The sequence below is a fragment of the Rhodococcus sp. RDE2 genome, assembly GCF_020885655.1.
In the GTDB taxonomy this organism is placed as follows: Bacteria; Actinomycetota; Actinomycetes; order Mycobacteriales; family Mycobacteriaceae; genus Rhodococcus; species Rhodococcus pyridinivorans.
Genome location: NZ_AP025186.1, coordinates 4,172,140 through 4,189,528 on the forward strand (window position 1 = coordinate 4,172,140; position 17,389 = coordinate 4,189,528).

Genomic DNA, 17,389 nt, shown 5'->3' on the forward strand with positions numbered 1-17,389 from the left:
TCGATCACAACGGGTACCTGACGAAGGTCGGGAGCACGACCTTCGAGGGGAGCAATCGTATGAAGAAACAGACCAAAGGAGCGATCGCCGCAGGGGCCGGAGCCATCCTGCTCCTGGGCGGACTGGGCAGCCTCGCGTTCTGGAACGATCAGACCGACGGTGACGCCGGTACCATCACATCCGGTCAGCTGACGCTCGGGGAGTGCGCCGGCGGCGGCACGTGGACCGATGTCGGCAATGGTGGAGCGACGATCGGCGACATTTCATCGTTCCGAATCGTCCCGGGCGACACGGTGCGCTACACCTGCGCCTCCACGCTCACCGCCCAGGGCGACAATCTGGAAGCCACACTCACCGCGAATCTGGATGGCGTCACGGGAAATACCGACTTGCGAAACGCCCTGATAACCACCGTCGACGGCGAGTACGCCGGCCAGTCGTTCACCGGTGGAGCCGACGGTGTTCAGGTCGTGGCAAACGGCGGTGCGCCTCAGGATATTTCGGTCGACATCACCATCACGTTCGATCCGGCCACATCGGGGACGACCGGACAGAACGAGACCGTCGATCTCGGCAATCTGAGCCTGAATCTGCAGCAGAACACGAACCCCGCTCCCGCGTGAGGACATGAAGCGGAGATGGGCCTGGATCGCCGCAGTCGCGTCGGTTCTGCTCGTGACCCTCTGGTCCACACAGCAGACCGGCGCACTGTGGCGCGACAGCACACAACTCAGGGGCGGCACGATCATCTCGGGGAGCCTGACCATCATGGCCCAGGACTCCCAGGACTACACATGGACGAACTTCGGCGGTACCAACCTGGCGCAGGGATCCGTGGTGCAACAGCCGTTGACGGTCAGCATTCGGGGTGACGCCCACGCACGTTACCGATTGCAAGCGGTACGTCAGAGCTCGACCCGGCTGCCGATCGCGGTGACAGCGTGGATAGTCGGTTCCGCCGACGCATGCCCAACGTCATCCGGTGCAGCAGTGGCTACACCGACGTCGACGATCGGCGGTCCTTGGACGGCCTTTCCGGCTCCAGGGGAAGGACGGTCGGCCGCTCCGGGCACCACAGAGGTGTGGTGTCTCCGGGCGACCGTCGGAGCCGCGGCAGAACAAGGCAGGTCGACCACCCTTGCGCTCGAATTTCGAGTGGAGCAACAGATATGACCGAATCCCGGGAAGAAGACGACTGGACAGGGCCGCTCTGGTGGATGGGCTCGATGCTCACCTGGGCCCTGCTGTTCGCCATGCTCACCCTGCTGGCAGTCACCATCCTGATCCCGGCCGTGGCCGGCGGCGAACGCTTCACCGTGCTCACCGGATCGATGGACCCCACCTACCCACCCGGCACCCTCATCGTCGTCGAACCCGTCGAACCCGACGAACTCGCGATCGGAATGCCCGTGACGTACCAGTTGCGTTCGGGGGATCCCACTGTGGTGACGCATCGGATCATCGCGTCCGCCCAATCCGCGAAGGGGCAACGCACGTACATCACCCAGGGCGACGCCAACACTGTGCCCGACGAGAAACCGGTTCTCTACGAACAGATTCGGGGACGCGTCTGGTATTCGATCCCCTACCTGGGCTACGTGAACAACTGGCTGACGGGGCAACAGCGTTCGTGGACCGTCGGGATCATCGCGATCGCACTGTTCGGCTACGCCACCGTGCTGTTCACCAGCGGTATCCGGGATGGCAGACGTGAGCGGGACGCAGCACGAACCGGCGGAGGCAGCGATGCGCGGCGATGAAGTCCTCGATCACCTTCGCAAGTACCTACGAAAAGCGCCTTCATTCTTCACCGTCCGGGTGCGCGCACTACTGTCGCTCGGAACGGTCCTCGCACTCGGCGCGGTGGGAACCTTCGCCGCGTGGGCGAATTCGGCGGTAGCGACGGGGACGTTCAGCACCGGCACGGTCGATCTGCGAGCGAACGACGTGAAGTCCTATACGTTCTCCGACCTGACCTCGTCCTCCATGATGCCGGGCGAGAGTCGAGCGGCGAGTCTGCAGGTGCAGAACACACGCTCGACGATGGACGTCACGTACACGGTGAATGTCGCGACACCCGCCGGAAGTCCGGCCCTCGCGAACAACCTGCAACTCCGGGTCTTCAGCAACGGAACCCCGTCGAACCTCACTGCCGGCGGTCTCCGCAAGGGAACATGCACGGGAACACAGATCGGACAGACGAACCTGATCGCGGGAGGCGCTGCGCCGATCGTCACTTCTGCTCGCCCCTTGGCGGCCACGACCGGTAGGGAGACACTGTGCATGGTCGTCACGTTGCCCACGTCGACGCCGCTCCCCACACAGAACCAGAGCGTGTCCGCCCTCGTGTTCACCTTCACGGCGCAGACGACGGTGTGAGGCGACAATGACCGAACACGCACACCAGGCACGGCCCCCACGCAGAGGGCGGGACACCCTCCTGACGATCGGTGCAGTACTCGGCAGCCTGTGCATTCTCGTCGCGGCGGTATCGGCCCTGTTCGGCCTGACGCCGTTGATCTTCCGCTCGGGTTCCATGGCACCCGCGATTCCTTCGGGCTCCCTCGCGATAGCGCACACCGTCCCCGCAGCCGACCTTCGGTCCGGTGACGTGGTGAGTGTGATCAACGATCAAGGCAGTCGCATCACCCATCGGATCGTGGAAGTCCAGTCGTTCGCCGGAAACACGGCCCTCCTCCGGCTGCAAGGAGATGCGAATCCGGAACCCGATCCCCGCAGTTACGGAGTGAGCTCGGCCGAACGGGTGCTCTTCCATGTCGACGGCCTCGGCTACCTTGCCGCCTGGCTCCGGACCGTTCCCGGCCTCGTCGTGCTGGCGATACTCGCCGCCGCCCTCATCCGGATCGCGGTGCGTCCCGACGGATCGCCCCTCCGGAACGCCCAGGCCCCCGTGACTCCTCTGGCAGTCTTCGTCGTCGTGTCTGCGGTCGGCCTCTCACACACGCCGGGGACCGATGCGGCCTTCGTCGACAACGCGACCGCGCGAAGCGGAGCGTTCGCCTCGAAGAGCGAGTACGTACCACAAATTGCAGGAACGGTCGGCTGCAACAGCAAACTCATTCTCGACCAACCCGATCCTGTCACGTTGAACTGGACGCATCTCGGGTCGCCCTATCAGTACCGGATCATTCTGCGGGATCTGGACGGTCGTGTCTGGCGGACCGTCGACATCACCGACATCACCGCCGCGACGGGTGGCACCATCTCGTACGACCTGTACGGCACAGGTCTTCCTCGCCGCAGCCTCATCTGGCAGTACAACGCGGAAATACACACGATGTTGCCGGGAGGCACGGTGTCGGCAGCATGGAGGGGCCGCCTCGTCTCCCAACCAGTGTCCTTGATCAGCCACAACCAGGACCTCAACTGCAGCCCGAGCGGGGAACGTGACGGGACCCCGGCGTATGTGGCACCCCCGGCTTCCGTCGCATGCTCCACGACCGGCACAGGAAGTGCCACCGCAGCGACATTGACGTGGCCCCACGTCGGCACGGGTGTGACTTACCAGGTCACCGTTCGCAATCCGTCGGACGGAAACTTCGCTTACGTCACCACGGTGACCTCCACCCCGACGTCCGCGGGGCAACCGGTGACCGCCAGGATCGCCCGGACCAACCTCGACACCGCTCTCATCACCGCGAATATTGCTGACGCCGAGATCCGCTCGATCCAAGGAAATTCGTATTCCACAGGTTTCGTCGCGTACAGGCTCGACACGACGTCGACGACGGGCGTCACCTGCTCGGCACCAGCGACAGGAGCACGCTCACTGCCGCAATCCTCTGCTTCCACCACCACGACGTCGACGACGTCCTCCCCGACCGCAAGTCCGGGGACATCGACCTCCCTCGGTCCGACGACCACCGAGGGGAGTCCCAGCACGTCCGGGTCACCGTCTGCACCGACAGAAACGGACATTGTCTCCGCGCTCCGCTCACCGTCCGGCCTCTACTCCGCTCGGCTCGTCCGATCCGAGGCCGGAACGTACGCCGTCATCACTGCTGCGACGGGCAGCGAGGAGTACCGCACCGGCGCCTCGGAGGGTGATGTACTGGCCTGGGCCGCCGAGACGGACGAGCTACGCATCACCGGAAGTTCGGGGGAATGGGTGATCAGCAGGGCGTCGGGTTCGTGGGTGAGGAGCGCGGTGGTCGATCCGCTCCCGGCTCCCCCGCCTGCTCCTGAGTCTGAGTCTGCACCGACCGGCGAGCCTGCTCCTTCACCGGTCCCCGAGGAGACGCCGCCCGAACCTGCGCCGACCCCGAGCGCCGATGCTCCTGTGGGCGAGCCGGCCGACGACGGATCGGAAGGCTGATGCTTCGAAATCAATTCCGCTTCAACGAAACAGGAATTCCTGCCACCACGAGAGTCGCTGCTTCACTGGCCTCCGCGACCCGCGCATTGAGCCGGCCCAGCATGTCGCGGAACAATCGGCCCGAAGAGGTCGCGGGCACCACTCCGCTACCGACCTCGTTGCTCACGGCGACCACCGGCACCGCACATTTCCGCCACGCCGCGATCAACTCGTCCACATCGGAGTGGACAGGGTCGAGGTCGCCACCATCCCAGACACCGTGGATATCGAGCCGTGCCGTCAACCACGTTCCGAGACAATCGATCAGCAGCGGTTCCGTAGCGGTGCACAGCACCTCGGCGACATCGACCGTCTCCACCGTCGACCATGAACCGGGACGTCTTTCCCGGTGCAGTGCAACACGTTCCGCCCACTCCGCGTCACCCTCTCGTGTCCCGCCGGTGGCGACGTAGGTGACGGACGGGCAGGACGCGAGTAGTTCCTCGGCGTGCCGCGACTTGCCCGACCGCACTCCCCCGAGAACCAGCGTCCGATGCGGCACGACCGGAGTCCCTTCACCCACGTGGACCACCTCACCATCACGACCGGGACGAGCATCCACCTGCTGCAGACGATTCCGCAGTTCGTCGATGGGCGGATTGTGGTGACCCAGATGCACTGCGACCACCTCGGTGTTCTCGGTGACGGCACCGACACCGCGCAGACCATCCACCATCGCGCCGAACTCGGGCAGGCCGAGGTGACCCTCGGACAATTCGGAACGGTCGCCGAAGGTTTCCTCGAGGAATACCGCGTCGAACCGGGCGTCGCGCACGGCCTCGAACCACTCGGCGAGCCACATCCCGGTGTCGCACGCCCACAGCAACCGCGACCCGCCGGGACCCGACAGGTCGTACAGCACCGCGTCGCCGTCGCGGAAGACCTTGTGCCGTGCGGGAAGAACGCGCACCGAGTAGTCGCCGACGGTGAGCGAGTCCCCCGGCTCGACCGGCACGAAACGCACCGGCGCGTCGGGAGCCACCCAGGGTCTACAGGTGTCGAGCGCGTCGGCGGGACCTATCACATCGAGTTCGACGCCGGCGGCCACCCACGACCGGAACAACAATGCCTGCGGGCCCAGATGGTCTGCATGGGCGTGGGTCAGGAGGATATGCCGCACCTGCGCCAGCGACCTGCCGTGCCGCACGGCCGCGCGGGGCGCCTCCGGACCGCAGTCGAGCATCAGCACATCGTCGACGAGTGCCGCGGTCTGCCCGCGGATCTCGCCGCGACGGGCGGCATCCGCGCAGGATGCACACGTGCAGAACGGGTTCGGCCACCCGTCCGCCGCGCCGGTTCCCAGGAGCACGACCTCCATCAGCGGTCCTTCGTGCTGTCGCGGAGCGGGAGGACGGCGCGACCCGCCGGGCGGTCGAGGATCTCGACGCGGGCGCCGTAGACCTGCGCGATGCGTTCGGCGGTGAGGACGTCGTCGGGCGCTCCGTCGGCGACGACGTGCCCGCGATCGAGCAGTACGAGCCGTTCCCCGTATTGGGCGGCGGAGGTCAGGTCGTGCATCGCGGCGATGACGGTGAGGTCGCCTTCGGTGCGCATCGAATCGACGAGTTCGAGTACCTGCTGCTGGTGTCCGATGTCGAGTGCGCTGGTGGGTTCGTCGAGGAGCAGCACCCGCGGTTGCTGGGCGAGAGCGCGTGCGAGCACGACGCGTTGCAGCTCACCGCCGGACAGTTCGGTCGCGAGTCGCGGTGCGAACGCTTCGAGCTCGAGCCGTTCTACGATCCGGTCCACCACCTCGCGGTCGTGCGCGGTCTCGGATCCGAAGCGCGGGATGTGCGGGGTGCGGCCGAGATGGATCAGTTCCCTGACGGTGACACCTTCCGGCACCACGGGGCGTTGCGGCATCAGCGCGACCGCGCGTGCCATGTCCCGACGTCCGGCGCGCCCCGGCACGATGTCGGCGACCTGTAGGTGACCGGTGGCCGGCACGAGACCGGCGAGGACGTGCAGCAGGGTGGTCTTGCCCGACCCGTTGGGCCCGACCAGCGATAGCCAGGAGCCGGCGGTGACGTTCAGGTCGATCCCGTGCAGCACCTCGACGCCACCGCGTTCGGCGCTGAGCTGCCGGCACGACACCGTCATGGTCGGGGTGGTGAGAACATCGCTCTTCATCGGACACCTCGGCTCCGTCTGAGCACGACGAGGAAGAAGGGCGCCCCGATCGCCGCGGTGACGACACCGATCGGCAGTTCGGCGGGCGACATGACGGTGCGGGCCAGGACGTCCGCGAGGACGAGGAAGGACGCACCCACCAGCAGCGACAGCGGCAGCAGGAGACGGTGGCCGGGTCCGGCGAGCAGCCGGACCGCGTGGGGGACGACGATGCCGACGAACCCGATGAGACCGCTCGCCGAGACGACGGCCGCGGTTCCGAGGGTCGCGACGCAGACGAGCAGCAGCCGCACGCGCGCCGGGTTGATCCCGAGGCTCGCGGCTTCGACGTCGCCGACCGCCATGACATCGAGTGTGCGCCGATGCAGCGCGATGATCGCGACGGTGACCACGACGTACGGCAGGACCACGACGACGTCGGACCAACCGTCGGTGGACAGGCGGCCGAGCATCCACGAGTACACCTGCCGCAGGGTGTCGTCGTGCAGCTGCATGAAGAACGTCTGGATCGCGTTGGCGAAGGCCGCGACGGCGACACCGGCGAGGATGATGACGACTTCCGAGCGGCTGCCGCCGACGGTGCGGCCGAGCGAATACGTCGCGCCGACGGCGAGCAGACCCCCGGCGAAGGCCGCGATCGGGACACCGGCGAACCCGGCCGCGCCGCCCACGACGATGGCGAGGGTGGCACCGAGACCGGCGCCGCTGGAGACCCCGAGCAGATAGGGATCGGCGAGCGGATTGCGGAAGACTCCCTGGTAGGCCGCACCGGCGATGGCCAGCATCGCGCCGACCAGCACCCCGAGCACGACGCGCGGCATCCGGATGTTCCACAGGATCGCCTGCTGACGCGTGCTCAACCCGGAGTCGACGTCGACGAGCGGCAAGCGGTCGGCGATGTCGAGGAGCACCCCGCCCGGGGTGAGACCGGCGGGTCCGACGAGGATCCCGACCAGCATCGCAGCGAACAGCGCGAGCACCGCGCCGGTCAGCACGAGCACGTTGCGTGGCAGTACCCGCGCACCACCGGGTGGCAGTGCGCGGGTGTTGCCTCGCGACAGGGAGATCAAGGCGTGGGCTGGGCCGCGGGGATGGTGCCGACGATCCGGGCGACCTCACGCATCAGGTCCACGACGCGCGGCCCCCAGCGACTGGCGATGTCCTCGTCGAGGACGTAGACCCGGCCGTCCCGGACGGCGGTGAGCTCGCCCCATCCGGCACGTTCCGCGACGACCTCGGGCGTGACGCCGCAGCACTGGCCGTCGGCCAGGAAGATCACGTCGGGGTTCTGTTCGAGGACGTACTCGGCGGACAGCTGCGGGTAGCCGTTGCCGCCGGTCGCGATCGAGGTCAGACCCAGCATCGAGTAGATCTCGCCGATGTAGGTGTCGTCGGTGACGGTGTAGAAGGTGTTGTCGAGCTCGTGGTAGTAGGTCAGCGGGGTCTCCCGTTCGGGGAGCCCGGCGAGGATCTCGTCGATGTCCGTCTTCATCTGCGCCACGAGCTCGGCGGCGTCGCCGACGTGTCCGGTGACGGCTCCCAGCTGCTCGATCTGGGCGTAGGTGTCGTCCAGGTTCTCGGCCGCGGGAAGGATCAGCGTCTCGACACCGGCCTGCTCGAGCCCGGCGACGAGATCAGCGGTGTCGGCGTTGGCGACGACGAGGTCGGGTTCGTAACCGAGGATCGCCTCGACGTTCGGGGTGTATCCCGACAGATCGGTGACAGGCGCGTCGGCCGGATGATCGGATCGGTCGTCGACCGCGACCACCTGGTCGCCGGCACCGATGGCGTAGAGCATCTCGGTGCTGGTGGGGCTCAGGGAGACGATGGCCTGCGGAGCGTCGGCGGAAGCGGTGTCGGTGTCACCGGCCGGTGACGAATCGTCGCTGCCCGAACATCCTGCGGCGAGGAGCGCGAAAGCGGTCAGTCCGGCGGCGAGCAGCCGTCGGGAGTTGTCGAGTAGCACAGCCATCCTCCGTGGTGCGGAGGACGAAAACAGCACGGCTGCAACGGGGCGGTTGCGGCACGTCACCGTCCTTCCTCCGAGGACCAGTACGTACGGACCCTCCGCGCCGGCTGACCTGGCTCACCCGGAAATCGGGCTCACAGTTGCGGGACAGCGCCGGATTCTCACCGGCTTCACCGAAAACGCTGCGGGTGCCCTACCGGATCGGCAGGACACCCGCAGCGTAGCTCACGGCGTCCCAGGTCAGGACAGCGCCTGCTGGAGATCCTCGAGCAGATCCTCGGGATCCTCGAGGCCCACGGACAGCCGCACCACACCGTCGGACAGACCGATCGCGGCCCGGCCCTCCGGTCCCATCGCCCGGTGGGTGGTGGTCGCCGGGTGGGTGATGAGCGACTTGGAATCGCCGAGATTGTTCGAGATGTCGACGATGCGCAGCTTGTTCAGCAGCTCGAAGGCGCGCTTCTTGCCCTCGCCCTCGGGGGCGTCGAGCTCGAACGTGATGATCGTGCCACCGCCGCTCATCTGCGACTTCGCGAGTTCGTACTGCGGGTGTGATTCGAGGTACGGGTACTTGACCCAGCGCACCGCATCCTGCGATTCGAGGAACTGCGCGATGCGCAGCGCCGAATCGACCGAGGCGCGCAACCGCACCGGCATGGTCTCGAGACCCTTGAGCAGCGTCCACGCATTGAACGGGCTCAGCGACGGCCCGGTGTGGCGGATGAGCTTCTGCACCGGCCCGTCGATGTAGTCGGCGGGTCCGAGGATCGCTCCGCCGAGCACGCGGCCCTGACCGTCGATGTGTTTGGTGCCGGAGTAGACGACGATGTCGGCACCGAGATCGAGGCTGCGCTGCAGCAGCGGGGTGGCGAAGACGTTGTCCAGCACCACCTTCGCGCCCGCCGCATGCGCAATCTCGGAGACGCGACGCACGTCGACGAGGGTCTGCATGGGGTTCGAGGGGGTCTCGAAGAAGACCGCGGTGGTGGGCACCGACAGTGCCTTCTCCCACTGGTCGAGATCCTCGCCGTCGACGAACACCGTCTCCACGCCCCAGCGGGGCAGAATCTCGTTGCACACGACGAAGCACGAACCGAAGAGGCTGCGTGCCGCGACGAGGCGGTCGCCCTTGCCGAGCAACGCGGCGAGCGCGGTGAACACCGCGGACATGCCGGACGCGGTGGCGTACGCCCCCTCGGCACCGTCGAGCAGGCGCAGGCGCTCCTCGAACATCTTCACCGTGGGGTTGCCGTAGCGGGAGTAGACGAAATGGTCGACGTCGCCGGTGAAAGCGGCCTCGGCGGCCTCGGCCGACTCGTAGACGAACCCGGAGTTGAGGTAAAGGGCCTCGGAGGTCTCCTCGAAACCGGATCGGAGGGTGCCGCCGCGCACGCCGAGCGTGGCGGGGCGAACGGTGGCGGGCAGCGCCTTGTCGAACGCGCCGCCCTGGGGGATGGAACTCACGACTGCCTCCACGGCAGGCCTGCAGCCCGCCAGCCCTCGGCACCGCGATGGCTTTCGCCGTCGAGAGCGCCTTCGAATCCTTCGAGAACGTTGTAGGCGGGGGTCAGGCCCGCAGCGGTGGCGGCCGTGGCCGCTCCGATGGAGCGCTGCCCCGAGCGACACAGGAAGATCACCGGTCCGCCGCCGATACCCGCTGCCCTCAGATCCTCGACGAAGTTCGGGTTGGGGGCGCCGTCGGGGTAACGAACCCACTCGACGAACACGGTCCGGCGACCGAGCGACGAGGTCTCGGGGACCCCGACGTATTTCCACTCGGCTTCGGTACGCACATCGACGAGCACGGCATCCGGATCACCTTGCAGCAGGTCCCATGCCTGCTGCGGCGTTATATCACCTGCGTAGCTCACCGGGACATATTTTCACAGGTCGGACTGTGACGTACACGCGGGCACCGCTTCGTATACGCACGGCGACACGTCAGAACCGGCAGATCCGCCACACGTCGTCGATGCGGACGACCTGCCACGTCTCGGTCTGCGCCTCCCCGTCGAGGCCGGTCCGGACGTCGACGGTGGCCCGATCGCCGTCCACGGCGATGTTCTGCGTGGCCTGCAGCTCCACGCGTCCCTCGACGTCCGCGAGCGGTGCTTCCTCGGCGGGCAGATCGCCGCACCGCAGCCGGTCGAGGATCGGTCCGTCGTTCTCGTTGTGCGCGGAGACGTAGTCGGTGACGGCGCGGCGCACCATCTCGTCCTCGGTGAGGTCGTCGCCCGCCGGGGAGAAGAGCTGTGCGCCGAAGACGACGAGGACGAGCACCACCAGGACCGCGAGGGCTCCGAGGAAAGGCCCTGTGCTGCTACTGGTGGGACCGTCGGGATCCGGGCCGGGATCGGGTTCGGGTTCGGGGGCTCCGCGCTTGGCCATGCGCCCGATCCTAGTGGGCGCGAGGTCGCAGCCCGTCACGACCGCATTTGCCCTAAAAACCCTCTCGAGGTAGGAATTGTCGCATGGCCACCACGCAGCTCGTTCGACGCCTCGCCGTCGACCTGTGTCGTATGGGTGCCCACATGTGTTGTCGCTGAAGCGATTCGCTCGACGGCTCGATTCATCCTCCTTCGCCGTCATCCCCGCGCGACCTGCGCCGAGCCCACTGAGGGCAGCCTTAATTTAAGCTGGATATGTCCGTCCGCACACCGAAGAGGTAGTTGATCCCCTGATGACCGATCAGACTCGTCCCCTTCGCGTCGCGATCGTGGGTGCCGGCCCTGCCGGTATCTACGCCGCCGACGCACTCATGAAGTCCGACACTGCGCAGGATCCCGGGGTCAGCATCGACCTGTTCGAGCGCATGCCGGCGCCGTTCGGTCTGATCCGCTACGGTGTCGCACCCGACCACCCGCGCATCAAGGGCATCATCACCGCCCTGCACAAGGTGCTCGACAAGCCGCAGATCCGTCTGCTGGGCAATCTCGACTACGGCAGCGACTTCAACCTCGACGACCTGCAGCGTTTCTACGATGCGGTGATCTTCTCCACCGGCGCGAACGCGGACCGCGCGCTGAACATCCCCGGCATCGACCTCGACGGCAGCTACGGCGCCGCCGACTTCGTGTCCTGGTACGACGGTCACCCCGACGTGCCGCGCACCTGGCCGCTCGAGGCGGAGAAGGTCGCCGTCCTCGGTGTCGGCAACGTCGCGCTCGACGTCGCCCGCGTGCTCGCCAAGACCGGCGACGAGCTGCTGCCGACGGAGATCCCGCCGAACGTCTACGAGGGTCTGAAGAACAACAAGGCCGTCGAGGTGCACGTCTTCGGTCGCCGCGGTCCGGCGCAGGCCAAGTTCACGCCGCTCGAGCTGCGCGAACTCGACCACTCCCCGACCATCGAGGTCATCGTCGACCCCGAGGACATCGACTACGACGAGGGCTCCGAGCAGGCACGGCGCAACTCCAAGCAGGTCGACATGGTCGCCAACACCCTGCAGGACTGGGCGATCCGCGATGTGGGCAACCGTCCGCACAAGCTGTTCCTGCACTTCTTCGAGTCCCCGCACGAGATCCTCGGCGAGGACGGCAAGGTCGTCGGTCTGCGCACCGAGCGCACCGAGCTCGACGGCACCGGCAACGTGCGCGGCACCGGCAAGTTCAACGACTGGGAGGTCCAGGCCGTCTACCGCGCGGTCGGCTACCTCTCGCAGAACATCGCCAAGCTGCCCTTCGACGAGCAGGCCGGCACCGTGCCGAACGAGGCCGGACGGGTGCTCGCCGACGAAAGCGCCGAGGGTCCCGACCGGTTCATGCCGTACACCTACGTCACCGGCTGGATCAAGCGCGGTCCCGTCGGCCTGATCGGCCACACCAAGGGCGATGCGAACGAGACCGTCGCGAACCTGCTCGAGGACCGGGCCGCCGGCCGTCTGAACACCCCCGAGGATCCGTCCGAGGACGCGATCGTGAAGTTCCTCGAGGACAAGCAGCTGCCGTACACCACCTGGCAGGGCTGGTACCGCCTCGACGCGCACGAGCGCAGCCTCGGTGAGGCCGAGGGCCGCGAGCGCGTGAAGGTCGTCGAGCGCGAGGACATGTTCCGCGCGAGCGAGCCGCACAAGGCCTGATTCGCGTCTGACCTGTACGAACGAGGAGGGATCCATCCACACGGATGGGTCCCTCCTCGCTTTCGGGTCTGCTCGGCTTTCCGGGTGCGCTCAGGCGAACAGGACGGCGCCCAGCCACACCGACGCCGCGACGAGTCCGCCGAACAGTTCGACGAGGATCGACAACGCGACCGCCTTGGTCGCCGCGACCGTCGAGACCCACGCGTCGCGGTGGGTGCGATGCCGCTGCACCTCCGAGAGGTACATGCCGAGCAGGAAGCCCAGGAACAGCCCCACGACCGGGACGACGAAGAATCCGACGATGCCGAGCAGGCCGGCGAGGATCAACGAGCGGTTCGGCACCCCGGCCTGCTGCAGTCGCTTTCCGGGCCAGGTGTACTTCACGATGCCGGTGACCAGCAGCGCCACCGTCGCGACGCCCAGCACGATCCATGCGGTGGTGCCTCCCGTGAGGAACGCCCACACGGCGATCGCGCCGAAGATCAGCAGGACGCCGGGCAGGACCGGCAGCACGATCCCGAGCAGGCCGACGAGGATCGCCAGCCCGACGAGCAGTTCGCCGCCGGCACTCACGGCGCCACCGAGCGGGTCGCGCGGGCGGAAGACAGCGGAGTACCGGGACGCGGTGGCAGCATGGTGGGACTATATGTGCCACCGGTCCACGCCCCCGGGAGGACGCGATGAGCAGTACCAGGCCTCACAGCAGCCCGAAGAGTGCATCGGACGCCGCATCCGCCGCGGTACGCGGCGACGTCCGGTACTTCACGACGTCCGGTGTCGATCCCGCCGAGACGGTGGAGTGGCAGCGACGCGACGCGCGGATCGTCCACCACGGCACCGGCCGTGTCGTCTTCGAGCAGACCGATGTGGAGTTTCCTGCCTTCTGGTCGCAGAACGCCACCGACATCGTCACGCAGAAGTACTTCCGCGGGCAGCTCGGGCATCCCGATCGTGAGCACTCGTTGCGCGACGTGATCGCGCGCATCGTCGACACGATCACGGCGTGGGGGCACACCGACGGCCATCTCGACGATCCGGAGGCGTTCGCCGCCGAGCTGACCTATCTGCTGATCCACCAGCGGGCCTCGTTCAACAGTCCCGTCTGGTTCAACATCGGGGTGCCGAACACTCCGCAGCAGGCCAGCGCGTGTTTCATCCTGTCGGTCGACGACAGCATCGACTCGATCCTCGAGTGGTACCGGCAGGAAGCAGTGATCTTCAAGGGCGGGTCGGGCGCCGGGGTGAACCTCTCCCGGATCCGCTCGTCGGCCGAACCGCTCACCGGTGGCGGAAGCGCGTCGGGCCCGGTCAGCTTCATGCGCGGCGCCGACGCCTCGGCCGGCACCATCAAGTCCGGCGGCAAGACCCGGCGGGCCGCGAAGATGGTGATCCTCGACGTCGACCATCCCGACATCGAGGAGTTCGTCGACTGCAAGGCGATCGAGGAACGCAAGGCGCGGGTGCTCGCCGAGGCCGGTTTCGACATGGGTCTCGACGGCACCGACATCCATTCGGTGCAGTACCAGAACGCGAACAACTCGGTGCGCGTGACCGACGAGTTCATGCACGCGGTGGTGGCCGACGCCGAGTGGCCGCTGCGTACCGTGACGACCGGGGAGACGGTCCGGACGGTCCGCGCGCGAGAGTTGTTGCAGCGCATCGCCGCCGCCACCTGGGAGTGCGCCGACCCGGGCATCCAGTACGACACGACGATCAATGCCTGGCACACCGCCTCGGCGACCGGCCGGATCAACGCATCGAATCCCTGCTCGGAGTACATGCATCTCGACGATTCGGCCTGCAACCTCGCGAGCCTGAATCTGCTCACCTTCCTGCGCGAGGACGGCACCTTCGACGTCGACGGTTTCCGTCACGCCGTGGCGGTGATGCTCACCGCGCAGGAGATCCTCGTCGGTCGCGCCGACTACCCCACCGAGAGGATCGGCGAGACGTCGCGGCGGTTCCGGCAGCTCGGGCTCGGTTACGCCAATCTCGGTGCGCTGCTCATGGCTTCGGGTCTGCCCTACGACAGCGAGGCCGGACGCGCGACGGCTGCGGCGATCACCGCCCTGATGACCGGCCACGCCTACGCCGTGTCGGCGGACATGGCACGGCGCCTCGGCCCGTTCGACGGGTTCGACGAGAACCGCGCACCGATGCTCGACGTGCTGGGCAAACATCGCGGTGCGCTCGACGACATCGACGCCGATCTCGCACCGACCGACGTGCTCGATGCGGCGCGACAGGCGTGGGATCGCGCCGTGGCCGACGGCACCGCCCACGGCGTGCGCAACAGCCAGGTCAGTGTGCTCGCACCGACCGGCACGATCGGGCTCGCGATGGATTGCGACACCACCGGGATCGAACCGGATCTGGCGTTGGTGAAGACCAAGAAGCTCGTCGGCGGCGGCAGCCTCACGATCGTCAATCGCAGTGTGCCGCGCGCACTGTCGCGCCTGGGTTACGGCCCGTCGGAGGTCGCCGACATCGTGGCGCACCTCGATCTGCACCACGATCTCGCCGGTGCGCCGCACGTGCGCGACGAGCACGCACCGGTCTTCGCGACGTCCATGGGCGACAACGTCATCTCACCGCGCGGCCACGTCGCGATGATGGCCGCGGTGCAGCCCTTCCTGTCGGGTGCGATCTCCAAGACGGTGAACCTCCCCGAGTCCGCGACCGTCGACGACATCGCCGACATGTACGTCGACGCGTGGCGCCTCGGCGTGAAGGCGCTCGCGATCTACCGTGACAACTGCAAACTGGGACAACCGTTGTCGACGTCGTCGCGTCCTGCCGTCGCAGAAGCGGTGGCCCCGTCCACCGCACCTCGCCGCGAACGCCTCCCACGCACCCGCAATTCGCGGACCTTCGAGTTCCGGGTGGCCGACTGCAAGGGATTCGTGACGATCGGCGAGTACGACGACGGGCGTCCCGGCGAGATGTTTCTGCGCGTGTCCAAGCAGGGTTCGACGCTCGCCGGCATCATGGACGCCTTCTCCATGTCGGTCAGTTACGGTCTGCAGTACGGGGTTCCGTTGCGCACCTTCGTCCGGGCCTTCACGAGCACGCGGTTCGAGCCGGCCGGGATCACCGACGATCCGGATCTGCGGATCGCCACGTCGATCCTCGACTACATCTTCCGGCGCCTGGCTGTCGACTATCTCGAACCCGACGAGCGAGCCGAACTGGGCATCCTCACCGTCGCCGAACGCTCGGTGCCCGACACCCCCATGCTCACGCCGTACACGAGCACGCCGCCGGTACGCGAGCCCGATCCGCCGGCGACCGCGCCGCGCGGCACGAGCAGCGCGAGCACGTCCTCCCCGGGCGGTCTCGCCGCTCCGTCACCGTCGAATCCGGACGCGCCGTACTGCATGCAGTGCGGAGTGAAGATGCAGCGGGCCGGGTCGTGCCACGCGTGCCCGTCCTGTGGGAACACCAGCGGCTGCAGCTGAGGTGATGCGTTCATACTGACGCGATGGTCCTGGGAGTCGACACCGCACTGACACTGACGGCCGCGGGTGCGGTCTTCCTCCTCGCGCTCGGTCTCGGCGTGTGGAAGTACCGGCAGATGGCGACGTCCGACGACCACCTCGCGCACCCGTACGTCGACATCGCCCACCGGTCGGCGCTGATGTACTCCTTCGCGACGCTGCTGGTCGCGGTGTTCGTCGAGCTCAGCGCGTGGCCCACCGCGGTGAACCTCGCCGCGGCCGCGGTGATCGTGGTGTTCTTCGTCGGCGCGATCGCGAGCTATGTCGTGCACGGCGCGCTGCGCGACACCACGAACCAGTTCGCGCATCCTGTGCGTGGGACGGGCCTGGCGATGGCCGCGCTGATCGTCGGTGAGATGGGCGGCTTCGCGGTGCTGTTCGCCGGCTTCCTGTGGGGTGCCTTCGGGAGTTGAGGCCGCGTCAGGTGCGGTGTTCGAGCAATGACAGGACGTTGCCGTGCGGGTCGCGGAACCACGCGACCCGCATGCCGTCGGGCGCGGTCCACGCATCGTGGTCGTCCTGGTCCATGCCGTTGTAGCGCACGAACTCCACCCCGTGCTCGCGCAGTCGTTCGACGATGCCGTCCAGATCGGATACCCGCCAGCCCAGCACGGTGTAGCCGGTCTCCTCGCGTGACTGCACGAGGGTCACCCGGATCGGCGCGCCGTCACCTCCGTCGAGAACGAGTGCGAAGGGGTCGCGGGAGAGCTTCCGGAAGCGCAGGGTGTCGACGTAGAACATCTCCGAGACGTCGAGGTCGGTGCTCGGGATGAAGCTCACGAGTTGGCCGGTGATCGTCATACGTCCACTGTGCGCCGGAGCACCCGAGCGCGACAGTGGATTCGGCGGATTCACGCCCCCACCTCCGCGTTCGGGCGACTAGGCTCTCGATCATGAGCACCTCGGAGATCGCCACGGTCCTGGCCTGGCACGACGCCGTGAACAGCAACGACATCGACACCCTCGTGCAGTTGTCGAGCGACGACATCGTGCTGCCCACCCCCGACGACGATCCCGACCAAGGACTCGACGAGCTGCGCGAGTGGGCGACGACGGCGGGCGTCACGCTGCAGCCGGGCCGCATGTTCGTCCACCGGGGCGTCGTGGTGGTCGAGGAGACGGCGACCTGGGCGTCCGATCCGGGTCCTCGCGAGGAGGCGATCGCCTTCCGGGTGGTCGACGACCAGGTGGTCACCGTCGTCCGGCACACCGATCTCGAGGAGGCTTTCGAGGCGACCGGGGTGAGCGAGGCGGACCTGTACGAGGAGTGATCCGCTCCGCGTGACCGGAACCATATTCTGAACGCTCGCTAAGGTACTCTCCGTTGCGACAGTCCCTAC

The 17,389-nt window shown here is 67.4% G+C and carries 17 protein-coding genes and 1 riboswitch; of the genes, 8 read left to right on the plus strand and 9 right to left on the minus strand.

Annotated elements, in window-relative coordinates:
- Window positions 1–59: 59 nt before the first annotated feature.
- The 4 genes from LPH33_RS19455 (at window position 60) to LPH33_RS19470 (ending at window position 4,336) form a co-directional block, all read left to right on the plus strand.
- Window positions 60–623, plus strand: coding sequence for an alternate-type signal peptide domain-containing protein (locus tag LPH33_RS19455; protein ID WP_229565520.1), 564 nt, complete (start codon window positions 60–62; stop codon window positions 621–623).
- A 546-nt stretch (window positions 624–1,169) separates the two neighbouring features.
- Window positions 1,170–1,760 (plus strand): signal peptidase I, encoded by a 591-nt coding sequence (locus tag LPH33_RS19460; protein WP_229565521.1) that lies wholly within the window; start codon window positions 1,170–1,172, stop codon window positions 1,758–1,760.
- Window positions 1,747–2,379, plus strand: coding sequence for a SipW-dependent-type signal peptide-containing protein (locus tag LPH33_RS19465; protein ID WP_129977593.1), 633 nt, complete (start codon window positions 1,747–1,749; stop codon window positions 2,377–2,379). The genes LPH33_RS19460 and LPH33_RS19465 overlap by 14 nt, the downstream gene beginning before the upstream one ends.
- A gap of 7 nt (window positions 2,380–2,386) precedes the next feature.
- Window positions 2,387–4,336, plus strand: coding sequence for a signal peptidase I (locus LPH33_RS19470; RefSeq protein ID WP_229565523.1), 1,950 nt, complete (start codon window positions 2,387–2,389; stop codon window positions 4,334–4,336).
- 10 nt (window positions 4,337–4,346) lie between these two features.
- On the opposite strand, the gene cobU is transcribed toward LPH33_RS19470, so the two are convergent.
- From cobU to LPH33_RS19505, 7 genes are all read right to left on the minus strand, one after another.
- Complete coding sequence (gene cobU, locus LPH33_RS19475) at window positions 4,347–5,693, minus strand: bifunctional adenosylcobinamide kinase/adenosylcobinamide-phosphate guanylyltransferase (RefSeq protein ID WP_064256570.1); 1,347 nt, start codon at window positions 5,691–5,693, stop codon at window positions 4,347–4,349.
- Window positions 5,693–6,505, minus strand: coding sequence for an ABC transporter ATP-binding protein (locus LPH33_RS19480; protein WP_006552925.1), 813 nt, complete (start codon window positions 6,503–6,505; stop codon window positions 5,693–5,695). The genes cobU and LPH33_RS19480 overlap by 1 nt, the downstream gene beginning before the upstream one ends.
- Window positions 6,502–7,464, minus strand: a complete 963-nt coding sequence (locus tag LPH33_RS19485; protein WP_228045161.1) for a FecCD family ABC transporter permease — start codon at window positions 7,462–7,464, stop codon at window positions 6,502–6,504. Before LPH33_RS19485 ends, LPH33_RS19480 begins: the two co-directional genes overlap by 4 nt.
- A 107-nt stretch (window positions 7,465–7,571) precedes the next feature.
- Entirely contained in the window at window positions 7,572–8,477 is a 906-nt protein-coding gene (locus LPH33_RS19490) for an ABC transporter substrate-binding protein (protein WP_229565524.1), read from the minus strand.
- Between the two features lie 84 nt (window positions 8,478–8,561).
- A riboswitch (cobalamin riboswitch) is annotated at window positions 8,562–8,695 on the minus strand.
- Window positions 8,696–8,714: 19 nt separating this feature from the next.
- Window positions 8,715–9,938 (minus strand): O-succinylhomoserine sulfhydrylase, encoded by a 1,224-nt coding sequence (locus LPH33_RS19495; RefSeq protein WP_229565526.1) that lies wholly within the window; start codon window positions 9,936–9,938, stop codon window positions 8,715–8,717.
- The gene (locus LPH33_RS19500) at window positions 9,935–10,345 is read right to left on the minus strand and encodes a rhodanese-like domain-containing protein (protein ID WP_024101845.1); all 411 of its coding nucleotides are present in this window, start codon (window positions 10,343–10,345) and stop codon (window positions 9,935–9,937) included. Before LPH33_RS19500 ends, LPH33_RS19495 begins: the two co-directional genes overlap by 4 nt.
- Window positions 10,346–10,415: 70 nt before the next feature.
- Window positions 10,416–10,862: a hypothetical protein gene (locus tag LPH33_RS19505; protein WP_229565528.1), complete on the minus strand. Its 447-nt coding sequence runs from the start codon at window positions 10,860–10,862 to the stop codon at window positions 10,416–10,418.
- Between the two features lie 292 nt (window positions 10,863–11,154).
- Between LPH33_RS19505 and LPH33_RS19510 the strand changes: the two genes are divergently transcribed.
- The gene (locus LPH33_RS19510; RefSeq protein ID WP_039585497.1) at window positions 11,155–12,552 is read left to right on the plus strand and encodes an FAD-dependent oxidoreductase; all 1,398 of its coding nucleotides are present in this window, start codon (window positions 11,155–11,157) and stop codon (window positions 12,550–12,552) included.
- A 90-nt stretch (window positions 12,553–12,642) separates the two neighbouring features.
- On the opposite strand, the gene LPH33_RS19515 is transcribed toward LPH33_RS19510, so the two are convergent.
- Window positions 12,643–13,125 carry a DUF456 domain-containing protein gene (locus LPH33_RS19515; RefSeq protein WP_229565529.1) on the minus strand — a complete coding sequence of 161 codons (483 nt, stop codon included), beginning with the start codon at window positions 13,123–13,125 and terminating at the stop codon, window positions 12,643–12,645.
- A gap of 107 nt (window positions 13,126–13,232) precedes the next feature.
- On the opposite strand from LPH33_RS19515, the gene LPH33_RS19520 reads away from it, so the two are divergent.
- The gene (locus tag LPH33_RS19520; RefSeq protein WP_229565531.1) at window positions 13,233–16,010 is read left to right on the plus strand and encodes a vitamin B12-dependent ribonucleotide reductase; all 2,778 of its coding nucleotides are present in this window, start codon (window positions 13,233–13,235) and stop codon (window positions 16,008–16,010) included.
- A 23-nt stretch (window positions 16,011–16,033) separates the two neighbouring features.
- Window positions 16,034–16,462, plus strand: coding sequence for a hypothetical protein (locus LPH33_RS19525; RefSeq protein WP_060650536.1), 429 nt, complete (start codon window positions 16,034–16,036; stop codon window positions 16,460–16,462).
- A gap of 7 nt (window positions 16,463–16,469) precedes the next feature.
- On the opposite strand, the gene LPH33_RS19530 is transcribed toward LPH33_RS19525, so the two are convergent.
- The gene (locus tag LPH33_RS19530) at window positions 16,470–16,850 is read right to left on the minus strand and encodes a VOC family protein (RefSeq protein WP_060650850.1); all 381 of its coding nucleotides are present in this window, start codon (window positions 16,848–16,850) and stop codon (window positions 16,470–16,472) included.
- A gap of 92 nt (window positions 16,851–16,942) precedes the next feature.
- Between LPH33_RS19530 and LPH33_RS19535 the strand changes: the two genes are divergently transcribed.
- Window positions 16,943–17,320: a nuclear transport factor 2 family protein gene (locus LPH33_RS19535; RefSeq protein WP_229565532.1), complete on the plus strand. Its 378-nt coding sequence runs from the start codon at window positions 16,943–16,945 to the stop codon at window positions 17,318–17,320.
- Window positions 17,321–17,389 lie beyond the last annotated feature (69 nt).

What these genes read in the sequence shown, in the direction of transcription:
- LPH33_RS19455 (WP_229565520.1), top strand. Translation starts at nt 60, where the DNA reads ATGAAGAAACAGACCAAAGGAGCGATCGCCGCAGGGGCCGGAGCCATC.
- LPH33_RS19460 (WP_229565521.1), top strand. Translation starts at nt 1,170, where the DNA reads ATGACCGAATCCCGGGAAGAAGACGACTGGACAGGGCCGCTCTGGTGG.
- LPH33_RS19465 (WP_129977593.1), top strand. Translation starts at nt 1,747, where the DNA reads ATGCGCGGCGATGAAGTCCTCGATCACCTTCGCAAGTACCTACGAAAA.
- LPH33_RS19470 (WP_229565523.1), top strand. Translation starts at nt 2,387, where the DNA reads ATGACCGAACACGCACACCAGGCACGGCCCCCACGCAGAGGGCGGGAC.
- cobU (WP_064256570.1), bottom strand. Translation starts at nt 5,693, where the DNA reads ATGGAGGTCGTGCTCCTGGGAACCGGCGCGGCGGACGGGTGGCCGAAC.
- LPH33_RS19480 (WP_006552925.1), bottom strand. Translation starts at nt 6,505, where the DNA reads ATGAAGAGCGATGTTCTCACCACCCCGACCATGACGGTGTCGTGCCGG.
- LPH33_RS19485 (WP_228045161.1), bottom strand. Translation starts at nt 7,464, where the DNA reads ATGCTGGTCGGGATCCTCGTCGGACCCGCCGGTCTCACCCCGGGCGGG.
- LPH33_RS19490 (WP_229565524.1), bottom strand. Translation starts at nt 8,477, where the DNA reads ATGGCTGTGCTACTCGACAACTCCCGACGGCTGCTCGCCGCCGGACTG.
- LPH33_RS19505 (WP_229565528.1), bottom strand. Translation starts at nt 10,862, where the DNA reads ATGGCCAAGCGCGGAGCCCCCGAACCCGAACCCGATCCCGGCCCGGAT.
- LPH33_RS19510 (WP_039585497.1), top strand. Translation starts at nt 11,155, where the DNA reads ATGACCGATCAGACTCGTCCCCTTCGCGTCGCGATCGTGGGTGCCGGC.
- LPH33_RS19520 (WP_229565531.1), top strand. Translation starts at nt 13,233, where the DNA reads ATGAGCAGTACCAGGCCTCACAGCAGCCCGAAGAGTGCATCGGACGCC.
- LPH33_RS19525 (WP_060650536.1), top strand. Translation starts at nt 16,034, where the DNA reads ATGGTCCTGGGAGTCGACACCGCACTGACACTGACGGCCGCGGGTGCG.
- LPH33_RS19530 (WP_060650850.1), bottom strand. Translation starts at nt 16,850, where the DNA reads ATGACGATCACCGGCCAACTCGTGAGCTTCATCCCGAGCACCGACCTC.
- LPH33_RS19535 (WP_229565532.1), top strand. Translation starts at nt 16,943, where the DNA reads ATGAGCACCTCGGAGATCGCCACGGTCCTGGCCTGGCACGACGCCGTG.